Annotated in this window: 10 protein-coding genes and 1 riboswitch; of the genes, 8 read left to right on the forward strand and 2 right to left on the reverse strand. The window is 34.5% G+C overall.

Features of this window, described 5'->3' with window-relative positions; all coding sequences use genetic code 11:
- Window positions 1-50 precede the first annotated feature (50 nt).
- Both dapF and FD33_RS10465 read right to left on the reverse strand, forming a co-directional pair.
- The gene (gene dapF, locus FD33_RS10460; protein ID WP_025086408.1) at window positions 51-1016 is read right to left on the reverse strand and encodes a diaminopimelate epimerase; all 966 of its coding nucleotides are present in this window, start codon (window positions 1014-1016) and stop codon (window positions 51-53) included.
- A 15-nt stretch (window positions 1017-1031) separates the two neighbouring features.
- On the reverse strand, window positions 1032-2390 hold the full coding sequence (locus FD33_RS10465) for an aspartate kinase (RefSeq protein ID WP_056955959.1): 1359 nt from the start codon (window positions 2388-2390) through the stop codon (window positions 1032-1034).
- A 145-nt stretch (window positions 2391-2535) separates the two neighbouring features.
- Window positions 2536-2713: riboswitch (Lysine riboswitch) on the forward strand.
- A 75-nt stretch (window positions 2714-2788) separates the two neighbouring features.
- Between FD33_RS10465 and lysA the strand changes: the two genes are divergently transcribed.
- From lysA to FD33_RS10505, 8 genes are all read left to right on the forward strand, one after another.
- Entirely contained in the window at window positions 2789-4072 is a 1284-nt protein-coding gene (lysA, locus tag FD33_RS10470; RefSeq protein WP_025085946.1) for a diaminopimelate decarboxylase, read from the forward strand.
- Window positions 4073-4081: 9 nt separating this feature from the next.
- Window positions 4082-4786 (forward strand): 2,3,4,5-tetrahydropyridine-2,6-dicarboxylate N-acetyltransferase, encoded by a 705-nt coding sequence (dapD, locus tag FD33_RS10475; protein ID WP_025085947.1) that lies wholly within the window; start codon window positions 4082-4084, stop codon window positions 4784-4786.
- 2 nt (window positions 4787-4788) lie between these two features.
- Entirely contained in the window at window positions 4789-5946 is a 1158-nt protein-coding gene (locus FD33_RS10480) for an N-acetyldiaminopimelate deacetylase (protein ID WP_025085948.1), read from the forward strand.
- Window positions 5947-6816 carry a 4-hydroxy-tetrahydrodipicolinate synthase gene (gene dapA / locus FD33_RS10485; protein WP_025085949.1) on the forward strand — a complete coding sequence of 290 codons (870 nt, stop codon included), beginning with the start codon at window positions 5947-5949 and terminating at the stop codon, window positions 6814-6816.
- Window positions 6817-6826: 10 nt separating this feature from the next.
- Entirely contained in the window at window positions 6827-7600 is a 774-nt protein-coding gene (gene dapB, locus FD33_RS10490) for a 4-hydroxy-tetrahydrodipicolinate reductase (protein ID WP_025085950.1), read from the forward strand.
- 78 nt (window positions 7601-7678) lie between these two features.
- Window positions 7679-8869: an aminotransferase class I/II-fold pyridoxal phosphate-dependent enzyme gene (locus tag FD33_RS10495; RefSeq protein WP_025085951.1), complete on the forward strand. Its 1191-nt coding sequence runs from the start codon at window positions 7679-7681 to the stop codon at window positions 8867-8869.
- 18 nt (window positions 8870-8887) lie between these two features.
- The gene (locus FD33_RS10500; RefSeq protein ID WP_025085952.1) at window positions 8888-9946 is read left to right on the forward strand and encodes an aspartate-semialdehyde dehydrogenase; all 1059 of its coding nucleotides are present in this window, start codon (window positions 8888-8890) and stop codon (window positions 9944-9946) included.
- 100 nt (window positions 9947-10046) lie between these two features.
- Entirely contained in the window at window positions 10047-11357 is a 1311-nt protein-coding gene (locus tag FD33_RS10505; protein WP_056955960.1) for a hypothetical protein, read from the forward strand.
- Window positions 11358-11540: the final 183 nt, after the last annotated feature.

Raw genomic sequence — 11540 nt, forward strand, 5'->3', positions numbered from 1 at the left:
CGCATAACAAAAAAGAGACTTATGATGATTTTCATCGTAGGTCTCTTTTTTTATCTATTTATGCTTTTTACAAAAGCTTGGTAATCTTTTTCTTCACCGGTCTCCTCAATTCTTAAATCATCTAATTGATTTTGATGTAAAGCTTCTTCAGAAACTTCAATATTGTGTGTAAAGGTAGCATTTCCAATCAAATGGATCTTACTTAGTTCTTTTATTGGATTGAGTTCAATATTAGTTTTAACCATGCCGCCAGGATTATAAACAGTAATATCTTTATTTGAATCAAATTGATCTGGGTATAATAACGCAAAAACTAAACTTGTTGCTGACATGCCGGTTCCGCAAGCATTGGTGAAACCAACGCCACGTTCAAATGTTTGAACAAATAGTTTGTTTTTATCTAGTATTTTGGCAAAGCTGATATTGACGCCTTCAGGAAAATAATTATTTGCAGAATTCAATTTTTGTCCCAAATGGTTTAATATATCGTGTTGAATATTGGAGACAAAACTAATGAGATGGGGATTAGGAACGGCAATAGCTGAGAACCTTTCTCCGGGAACAAATTCTGGAATTTCCTCATTTATCATTTCATTTAAATCTTTATATGAAAATGGCAAGTCCGTTTTTTTAAAGGAAATAGGTGATATTTCAACACTAAAGGCAGGAACTCCGGGATAAAAATCAGGAGCTTTCTTGACAGATAAATTAGACTCTAAAGTTTCTACATGGAATTCGTTTAATTGGTATTTTTCCGATAAGTAACGACTAACAGTTCTCAATCCGTTACCACACATTTTGGCTTCACTGCCATCGGCGTTGATAACACGCATTTTTCCAAGACAGTCATCACTAGTATCAATAACTAAAAGTCCATCGGCACCGTTTAAAATATTTTTACAAAAATTAATTGCTAAATTCTTTAATTCACTATCACTTAATTTATTGTCCAGAATAGTTTGATCCAAAATGAAGAATTGATTTTCTGAACCATGGACTTTTAATAATTTAACCATATTTTTAAACCTCGCTTAATCGAAAAAAGTTTTATAAATTTGTTGTACTGCATTATCAGCATCAGAAGCACGAGTTCCAATCATGATGGATATTCGGGAAGCACCTTGGTTAATCATATGAATAGCAATATTATTTTGGGTTAACGAATCAATGACTTTACCGATAGTTCCAATGTTATGAGCTATTCCTTCACCAACTACCATGATAATGGCATAGTCATCAATCCATTCTAAATAATCTGGTTGGAGGGTCTCTTTAACGTCGTGACAAAGCTTTTGGATGGTATCCTTATCTAACTTGCTACGATCAAAGATAACAGTTAAATCGTCAATACCAGAAGGCATATGCTCATAAGAAATATTATATTTATAAAAAATTTTTAATAACTTAAAAGTAAAACCGACTTCTTTATTGAGAAGATAACGGTGTAGATAAAGTGCTGAGAATCTTTTTGAACATGCAATACCAGTGATTTGATTAGAAGGATCAAAGATAAATTGTTCAGGGACAATCATAGTTCCATCTGCTTGGGGGTTATTAGTATTCTTAATATTTACGGGAACTTGTCCTTTAACTGCGGGAATAATGGCTTCATCTTGGAAAACGGAAAAGCCAGCATAAGATAGTTCTCTCATTTCCCGATAGGACATTTTTTTTATTGCTTGTGGATGATCAACAATATGATTGTTAGCGACATAAATTGCATCAACATCAGTAAAATTTTCATAAAGATCAGCATTTAAACCACGGCTAAGAATAGCTCCAGTGATATCTGATCCTCCACGAGAAAAGGTATAGATTGAGCCGTCAGCGCTATAACCGAAGAAACCTGGAAAGACAACTCGGGAGTCCTTTGGTAACTTAAATTGGTCCAGATTGCTATAAGTTTCAGCTGAAATATCAGCGTCATTAGGTTGACCTTGAACTCTAATGCCAGCATCTTTAGGATCAATGAAGACCGCCTTAATATTTTGAGCATTGAGGACCTGTGTCAGTAAAATTGCATTTAAAAATTCACCGTGAGCTTTAAAGGCAGCCATTAAATGATCATTATCACTAAAACTGGTTTGAGCTAATTTATCTAATTTGGATTTTAGAAGTTTAATAACTGAATCATCAAGTTTGAAATAATCACAGATTTCTTGGTATCTGGAAATGATATTACTTTCAACTTGTTGATAATTGCCTTGGTTAATAACGATATTTGCATATTGAATCAGTAGATCAGTAACTTTAGTGTCATCAGAAAATCTTTTTCCGGGTGCAGAAGTTACAATAACTTTACGCTCAATATCGTCTTTAATAATCTTAATTACTTTCTCAAATTGTTCTCCAGTAGCCAAGGAACTACCGCCAAACTTGATAACTTTCATAAAACACACCCCTAAAATTAAATAGTTTTTAATGATGAGTGTATCATTATTAGCCGTTATGACAAGAAAAAACATGATAAAGTTAGAAAAACTAGTTATTTTTTAATATTACTTGACGAATAATAAGTATTGTTATAATCTTAATACCAATAAAAGAGGTCGCAACCGACATGAGTAAATGAGGGAGTCACTGTAATGATTTTGAACTCATTGAAAGGGGAAGTTGCCGAAGTGTCGGATCTTGCAGGATTCGATGAACTGGGGCGTATTAATAAGAGAATACGAACTGTCGTGATTTAATATCACGTTGAGCTTATGACAAATTTATGGTGGATCGAAAAGGTCTCTTTGTTATTAAGCAAAGAGATCTTTTTTTATTTGATAAAGGAGTTTTGAAAATGATTATAGATGAGTTAGCAAGTAAGAATGGACATTTAATGATAGATGGCGTTGATAGCATGGATTTAGTTAAAAAATATGGAACGCCACTTTATGTTTTTGATATTTCTAAAGTTCGTAATCAAATAAAAAAATTTAGATCTGCTTTTGAGAAGGAACATTTAAATTATCAAATTAGTTATGCAAGCAAAGCTTTTGCAGTTAAAGCAATCTATCAAGTTATGAAGCAAGAAAATGTGCATGTGGATGTTGTTTCAGGTGGAGAATTATATACGGCTTTAGCTGCAGATTTTCCAAGTGATAAAATAAGTTTTCATGGGAACAACAAATCTTTGGAAGAGTTACAAATGGCAGTTGAGAATCATGTTGGAGTCATTATGTTAGATAATTTCCACGAGATTAAATTGTTGCAGCAAGTTTTGAAGAAATCGCAGGAAACAATTAAAGTAATGTTACGTCTAACTCCAGGAATCTCGGCTCATACACATAAGTATGATCAGACTGGTCAAACTGATAGCAAGTTTGGATTTGACGTTAAATCTGGTCAAGCTGAAAGAGCCTTGAAATTAGTTTTGAATGATCCACAGATGAATTTGTTAGGATATCATGCTCATATTGGTTCACAAATTTTTGGTACCGAAGGTTTTCGCATGTTAGCTCAAAAAATGATTGAAATATCTAAAGAATTTCAGAATGAATTTAACTATTGGCCACAAGTAATCAATTTAGGTGGTGGCTTTGGGATTAGTTATAACGAAGGTGATGATCCTATTACGGCCAATGATTTTATTTCAGTTATTAGTCGAGAGTTAAAACAGGATTGTGAAAAGATTCCAGAAATCTGGATCGAACCAGGACGTTCAATTGTTGGTCCAGCTGGATATACGCTTTATACAATTGGTTCAAGAAAAAATATTCCGGGATTTGAATCCTATGTATCGGTTGATGGTGGTATGGGAGATAATATTCGTCCAGCTTTATATCAGGCCAGCTATGAAGCTGTTGTGGCCAATAAAATGAATCAAGAAAATATTGAGACGGTTCATATTTCAGGGAAATATTGTGAATCAGGTGATATTTTAATCGAGCATCAAAAACTTCCACAGACGGAGGTTGGAGACGTTTTAGCAGTTCTTGATACTGGAGCATATGGTTATTCAATGGCCATGAATTACAATCGTAATCCTAGACCGGCAGTTGTTTTTGTTGAAAAAGGTAAAACTAAATTAGTGGTTAAAAGAGAAACTTATGAGGATTTAATTAGATTAGATGATAATTATTAGGAGAAAAATATGACAAAGATGGATGCAACAGAAATTATCAATTATATAGGAAATGCTAAGAAAGTTACGCCAACAAAAATTTATTTACAAGGTGATATTTCTCAAGTTGAATTCCCTGATGAAGTTAAAGTTTTTAAAACTAACGATTTAGCAATTATCATTGGTGATTATCAAGTAATTGAGCCAATTTTAAAGTCTAATCATTTAAGTAATTATTATGCTGAAACAACAGCACAAAATTCAGCCGTACCGATGTTAGATGTTAAACACATTAATGCCAGAATTGAACCGGGAGCTATTATTCGTGATCAAGTTGAAATTGGCGCTAATGCGGTGATCATGATGGGAGCGGTGATTAATATTGGTGCTGAGATTGGTGAAAAGTCAATGATTGATATGGGAGCCGTTCTTGGTGGTCGTGCGATTGTCGGTAAGAATTCACATATTGGCGCTAATGCGGTTTTAGCTGGAGTAATTGAACCAGCTTCTGCTCAGCCAGTTCGGATTGGCAATAATGTCATTGTTGGAGCTAATGCTGTTGTTTTAGAAGGTGTACAAGTTGGTGATGGTGCTGTCATTGGTGCAGGAGCAGTTGTTACTAAAGATGTAGCACCTAATAGCGTAATGGCCGGAGTACCAGCTAAAGTTTTGAAAATTAAAGATCAAAAGACAACAGATAAGACTCAAATTGAAAGTAATTTAAGGAAGTTATAAAGATGACTTTGACTAGCGATGAATTAATTGAAATCAGACGACATTTACATATGATTCCAGAATTAGCCATGGATGAGCATCAAACACATGATTATTTGAAACAAGTGATTGCAAGTTTTCCTCAGACTAATTTGGAAATTAAAGAGCTACCAGAATTACCAACTGCTCTGTTGGTGTTGGTCAAGGGAGTCAATCCTCAAAGAAATATCGGCTATCGATGTGATATGGATGCTTTGCCTGTTGATGAAATGAATGGACTGAGTTATGCCTCGAAACACCCACATGTAATGCATGCTTGTGGTCATGATATCCACATGACTGTAGCTTTAGGAATTTTGAATTATTTTAGTATCAATCAGCCTAAAGATAATTTAGTTTTCTTTTTCCAACCTGCTGAAGAGAGTAAGAGTGGTGGAAAAGTTGCCTATGATTTAGGAGCGTTTAGTGGTCAATTTAAAGTTGATGAGTTTTACGGTTTACACGATAATCCGCAATTAAAGTCAGGCGTTATAGGATGTTGTAACGGTACATTGTTTGCTGGAACGACAGAAGTAAATATTATTATTACCGGTAAGAGTGGGCATGCCGCTTATCCACATTTGGCTAATGATGCTATAGTGATTGCTGCTAATTTTATTAATCAAGTTCAGACAGTTATTTCTCGTAGCATTGATCCTACAAAATGCGGCGTAATAACTTTTGGCAAGTTACAAGCTGGGGTGATCCGTAATGTAATTGCTGGTCAGGCTCGCTTAGAAGGGACGATTCGAGGATTAACTCAAGAGATGATTGAGTTTATTCGTCAAAGAATAACTGAAATAGCTAGTGGTTTACAAAAGTCGTTTAATTGTCAAATTACGGTTGAATATAATCAAGGTGGTTATTTTCCGGTAGAGAATGATCCGACACTAACGAAGAATTTTATTGAATATATGCAAAGACAGTCGTCAGTTGATTTTGTTGAGACTAAACCTAAGATGACTGGAGAAGATTTTGGTTATTTATTGAATAAGATTCCGGGAACGATGTTTTGGTTAGGAGTGGAGAGTTCGGGAGCATTACATTCGCATGATTTTCTTCCTAAAGAAAATGCTATTAAAAAAGGTGCCGATGCTATAGTAGGTTTTTTGAATTATCGAATGAATATGGGGGAGAAATAAATGTTTACAAATATTGATTTAATGACAGCAATTATTACGCCGTTTGATGAAGAATTAAAAGTTGATTATAAAGCTTTAAAAAAATTAACAGAACATTTGTTGACGACTGGTTCTAAAGGTTTTGTTATTGGTGGTACAACTGGTGAAACTCCCACTTTAACAGAAGATGAGAAATTAGATTTGTATCGTCATTTCACAAAGATAGTTGATGGTCGTGTACCGATTATTGCCGGAGCTGGTAGTAATAATACTGCTCAAACAATTGATTTTATTAACAAGCTTGCACAAATTCAGGGGATCGATATGGCTTTAGTTGTGGTTCCTTACTATAACAAACCTAATCAGCGTGGGATGATAGCTCATTTTGAAGCTATTGCTAAAGATTCACCTTTACCAATTATGATTTATAACATTCCTGGACGAACAGGTGTATTGATGGAGAAGGAAACAGTCGTCAAATTATCTCAGAATAATAATATTAATGGTGTTAAGCAGTGTAATTCAATGGAAGATTTAGAATATATTGTTGAGCATTCAGCTGCCGGGTTTAATGTTTATAGCGGTGAAGATGCTCAAGCTTTGTTTGCAAAAGTTATTGGAGCCAATGGAGTTATTTCAGTAGCTTCACATCTATATGGTGAGGAAATGTCTAAAATGTATCGAACTTTAGATAATGGTGATTATAAAGCGGCTGGTAAAATACAGCGTCAGTTAACACCGAAGATGGCTGCATTATTCATGTATCCTTCACCTTCACCTGTCAAAGCAGCCCTCAACAAAATAGGCTATGAAGTTGGTGGTTGTCGTTTGCCAATTGTATCGTTAAATGAAGCAGAAAAGGCTACTCTGTTTGAAAAATTGAATCTTTAGGAGTTTTTTTATGATAAGAGTTATTGTTTCAGGCTTTAATGGATCTATGGGTCAAAAAGCAGTTAAAATGGTCAATCAAAGTCAGGATATGCAGTTAGTTGCTGGATTTAATCCAAACATAACTGATTTAAATCCGCAAACTTATGGGTTAAAAGAAAATGTCAAAATTTATAATGATTTTGCTGATATTAAGGTTAAAGCCGATATCTGGATTGATTTTTCAATACCTAGTGCTGTGTTTGAGAACACTAAATTTGCAATTCAGCGAGGTATTCGTCCAGTTATTGGAACAAGTGGCATGAGTGAAGATCAAATGAATGAATTAAAAAAGTTGGCTGATGATGAGAAATTAGGTGGAATTATTGCTTCAAACTTTGGTCTATCAGCTGTTTTAATGATGAAATTTGCGAAAGTGGCTGCTAAATATTTTGCGGAATCAGAAATTGTTGAAAAGCATCATGAGGATAAAATTGACGCTCCTTCAGGAACTGCTTTGAATACTGCTAGATTAATTTATGAAGCTAGAGGTCATGATCAAAAACAGCATAGTAGTAAGGATCCACTTAATACTCGTGGCGGAGATTATCACGGTACTAAGATTCACGCACTCAGATTACCAGGTTTTGTAGCAGATGAAGAGGTCATTTTTGGCGGAATTGGAGAGACCTTGACTATATCTCAAAGTACCACCGATCGAGAATCATTTATGACTGGGGTTAAACTGGCAATTCATGAAGTAATGAAGAGTAATCATTTAGTTATTGGATTGGAAAAAATTATTTAGAATTATTACAAAATAGTTAATTAAATGAATGCGTTTTGTTATAGAATTAAATTATTATAATTTAAGGAGTGTCATAGAATGCCAGAATTAGATTCAACAGTAAAAAATGTTGTCAATGAAACTATTGAACCAATGGGAATTTCCCAGATTAGAGTTTTCGCTGAAAAATTTGCGAAAATCCCCGGATTGATTAAATTAACGCTGGGTGAACCTGATTTCAATGTTCCTGAACATGTCAAGAAGGCTGCTATCGAGAGTATTAATGCTAACGATTCCCACTATTCAGCGCAGAAGGGAATTATTGGTTTAAGAAAGGCTATTTCTAATTACTTGAGTAAACGGTTTGAAATCGATTATGATCCTGAAACGGAAATTATCGTAACGATTGGAGCTACTGAGGCCATCTTTGATTCTTTGGCCGCTATTATTAATCCCGGTGACAAGGTACTAATACCTACACCAACTTTTGCGCTTTATATACCAATTGTGAAAATCTTGGGTGGAATTCCAGTTCAGGTGAATACTACCGATGATGGTTTTCGTTTAACTGGAAAAAAATTACGTGATGTTATTGCCAGAGAAGGTGCTGATAAAGTAAAAGCTTTAATCCTGAATTTTCCCGGTAATCCAACTGGTTTTGTTTATTCAAAGGATGAATTACAAGAAATTGTTGACGTAGTTAAAAGTAAAGAAATGTATGTCATTTCGGACGAAATTTACGCTGAATTGACTTATGGAGAAAAACATATTTCTTTAGCTAAATTGATGCCCGGAAAAACTATTTTGATTAATGGGTTGTCGAAATCACATGCTATGACTGGTTATCGAATCGGTTATATTGCAGCTCCTAAAGGCTTCGTTACGAACGCTGCTAAAATGCATGCCTTCGTTGTAACGGCTCCTTCTAATCCAGCCCAATATGCTGCTAAAGAAGCTTTGACGAATGGAATTGATGATTGCATTCCAATGCGAGATATTTATCAAGAACGTCGAGACTATATTGTGGATCAGTTAAATGATATTGGTTATGAAACGAAATTACCTGAAGGTGCATTCTATACATTTTCGAAGATTCCTACTGAATTCAATTTAACTGCAATTGAATTTGCTAATAAATTGGCTGAGGAAGGAAAAGTTGGTGTAACACCTGGTACTGCCTTTGGTGAAGGTGGCGAAGGTCATTTTAGAATGTCATATGCCTCTTCAATAGAAGATATTAAAGAGGCTATGAAGAGATTAAGAATTTTTACGGAGAATTTAAAAATTTGATTTAAGGGATGAAGATTTATGAGTGATGGATATACAGTAGCAATTTTAGGTGCCACAGGTGCCGTTGGAGCACGTTTAATTCAACAGTTGGAGCAATCAACTATTCCAGTTAATAAAGTAAAATTATTAGCATCATATCGTTCTGCGGGTAAGAAATTGCAATTTAAGGGACAGGACGTAACGGTCGAAGAAGCTAAACCGGAGTCATTTGAGGGTGTTGATATTGTTTTAGCTTCAGCAGGCGGTTCAGTTTCGAAAAAGTTCTTGCCAGAAGCTGTCAAACGTGGTGCTGTTTGTGTCGATAATACAAGTGCCTTTCGTATGGAAGAAGATGTTCCATTGGTAGTTCCTGAGGTAAATGAAGCTGCACTTTATAATCATCATGGGATTATTGCTAACCCTAATTGTTCTACTATTCAAATGATGGTAGCTCTGGAACCGATTAGGAGAGCTTTTGGTTTAAAACAAATTATTGTTTCAACTTATCAAGCTGCCAGTGGTGCTGGTCAAAGTGCTTTAAATGAATTATATTCAGAAGCACAAGAATATTTGGATGGTAAAGATATGAATTCCGATATTTTTCCCACAAAGGGTGATGAAGAACATTATCCATTGGCTTTCAATCTTTTGCCCCAAATTGATGTTCTAGAAGATAATTTGTACTCTCATGAAGAGTGGAAAATGATTCATGAAACTAAGAAAATTATGCTTGGTGATATGAATTCTCCTGAAATTAAAGTTACGGCTACTTGTGTCAGAGTACCAGTTCCAATTAGTCATGGTGAATCAATTTATATTGAAGTTAAGGATAAATCTGCAACAACTGAAAAAATTCAAGAGCTTATTAGACAAGCACCTGGGGCTGTTTTGGAGGATGATCCTAAACATCAAATTTATCCACAACCAATCAATGCCGTGGGTAAGCGTGATACTTTTGTTGGACGTATTCGCCCTGATTTGGAAAATGAAGGAGCCTTCAATATGTGGGTTGTTTCCGATAATCTTTTAAAGGGTGCTGCATGGAATACAGTGCAAATTGCTGAACGTTTAGTTGCCGATAATTTAGTTCATAATTAGTTAATTTAAAATGGAATGCAGATTTTAGGCTGTGTTCCATTTTTTTTTGAATATTTCTGTTAAAATATTCAAAGACAATTAATACTAGGGTGAGAAAATAATGAAACGAATAACAAACGTTTTTAACGAAGGTGTTTTGGATCTATTGGCCAATGCCGGAGTTGCGATACCGTATTTTTTTTGTTTAACGTTGTACAATCAGAATAAAAATATTTTTGTTTATGCATTGCCGTTCCTGATGCTTTATACATTCAGGGCCTTAGGAATGCTATTGACTACTTTTATCACGTTACCAGCTTCGACTATGTTGGCTATGTCTAGTTTCTTCGGAGTCATAGGGTCATTGTGTATTTTAGATGCAAGTAATCCTGTTTTTGGGATAATCGGAGGGATTCTGTTAGGGTTGGCTTCAAGTTGGATCTGGCCTTACTACTTAACGGTTAGATCTCGTGGCAAAATGGATAAAGAATTCAAATTCAATCGGATGCATACTTTATCGGTAATTTTGACTTTGATTTTACTGATTGCTGTTCAATTGATTGCAACTAAAACTAAGGTATTAAGCTTATCTTTTGTCTTACTGGCTTTCTTATTCTTTGCTGCTATGGTAGGTGGAATGAATATTACACATCGTTTGACCTTTTACCAAGGAATTGAAACTAAACAAAAGTTTCGTGTTAATTCACTATTCAGCTTAATCGTTTTAGCCAGTTTAGTTATGCTAGTCTTCATTATTCGTTATACTAGGTTAAAGGCTGTTTCTCAGACATTCGATCTGATCATCAGTATAGTAGCTATTATGCTATTTCTCTTCCTAGCATATTATCAAATCGATATTCATAAGAAAATTTTTCCTGTAAGTTTGGTAGCCATCAACCGTGGGGTAATAATGAATTACGTCATGCTTTATGCTGTGTTTGATAGTACTGTTCGGTTTGGATTTAATTCTTTGATGTTGATTTATGCTATTTATTTAATTGGTTTCGAATTGGGACCAGTTATCTTAAAGAAATACCAATCATTTAGATATCCATTACTTTTAATTGGTTTAATTTTATCGTTATTCAATTTTACCTACTTTGTTGGACTATTTTTCTGTGCCATCTTTGTGGGAACCGATAATCGAATTTTAAATGATGCTCTTTATAATCATCCCGATTTAGATTCCGAAAGAGCCTTTTTAATTAAGTATCAACTTTCTTGTGTGGGGAATGTATCACAACAATTAGTTTATATGACAACAATTTACTTTATTAGTTATTTTGCAAAGATAAATGCGTTGGGCTTTTTTAATAGTCATGTTACTGATGGTCCAACTAATTCAGTTTTGTATCGAGTCCATATCTTTATAACAGCAATCGTATTTATTTATGCTGCAATGACATTTTACTTTGCACGTGAAAAAGAATAATAGTGCGTTAATAAAAAGGCCTATCCATTGAAGTGCAATAAAAAAGTTAGACATTTTTATAAGTTTTAAAAAATCATGGATTGTTCCCTGTATTCTACAGGGGACAATCCATTTTTGTTTAAAGAAATGGCTCTTTGTCAAATCGTATTGATGAATAGTTTTTGTATAGAAGGCAACCTCATG

Origin of the sequence: Companilactobacillus paralimentarius DSM 13238 = JCM 10415 (genome assembly GCF_001434985.1) — a bacterium.
Lineage (GTDB): Bacteria > Bacillota > Bacilli > Lactobacillales > Lactobacillaceae > Companilactobacillus > Companilactobacillus paralimentarius.

Coding starts and splice junctions, on each gene's coding strand:
- dapF (WP_025086408.1), bottom strand. CDS start 1,016: ATGGTTAAATTATTAAAAGTCCATGGTTCAGAAAATCAATTCTTCATT.
- FD33_RS10465 (WP_056955959.1), bottom strand. CDS start 2,390: ATGAAAGTTATCAAGTTTGGCGGTAGTTCCTTGGCTACTGGAGAACAA.
- lysA (WP_025085946.1), top strand. CDS start 2,789: ATGATTATAGATGAGTTAGCAAGTAAGAATGGACATTTAATGATAGAT.
- dapD (WP_025085947.1), top strand. CDS start 4,082: ATGACAAAGATGGATGCAACAGAAATTATCAATTATATAGGAAATGCT.
- FD33_RS10480 (WP_025085948.1), top strand. CDS start 4,789: ATGACTTTGACTAGCGATGAATTAATTGAAATCAGACGACATTTACAT.
- dapA (WP_025085949.1), top strand. CDS start 5,947: ATGTTTACAAATATTGATTTAATGACAGCAATTATTACGCCGTTTGAT.
- dapB (WP_025085950.1), top strand. CDS start 6,827: ATGATAAGAGTTATTGTTTCAGGCTTTAATGGATCTATGGGTCAAAAA.
- FD33_RS10495 (WP_025085951.1), top strand. CDS start 7,679: ATGCCAGAATTAGATTCAACAGTAAAAAATGTTGTCAATGAAACTATT.
- FD33_RS10500 (WP_025085952.1), top strand. CDS start 8,888: ATGAGTGATGGATATACAGTAGCAATTTTAGGTGCCACAGGTGCCGTT.
- FD33_RS10505 (WP_056955960.1), top strand. CDS start 10,047: ATGAAACGAATAACAAACGTTTTTAACGAAGGTGTTTTGGATCTATTG.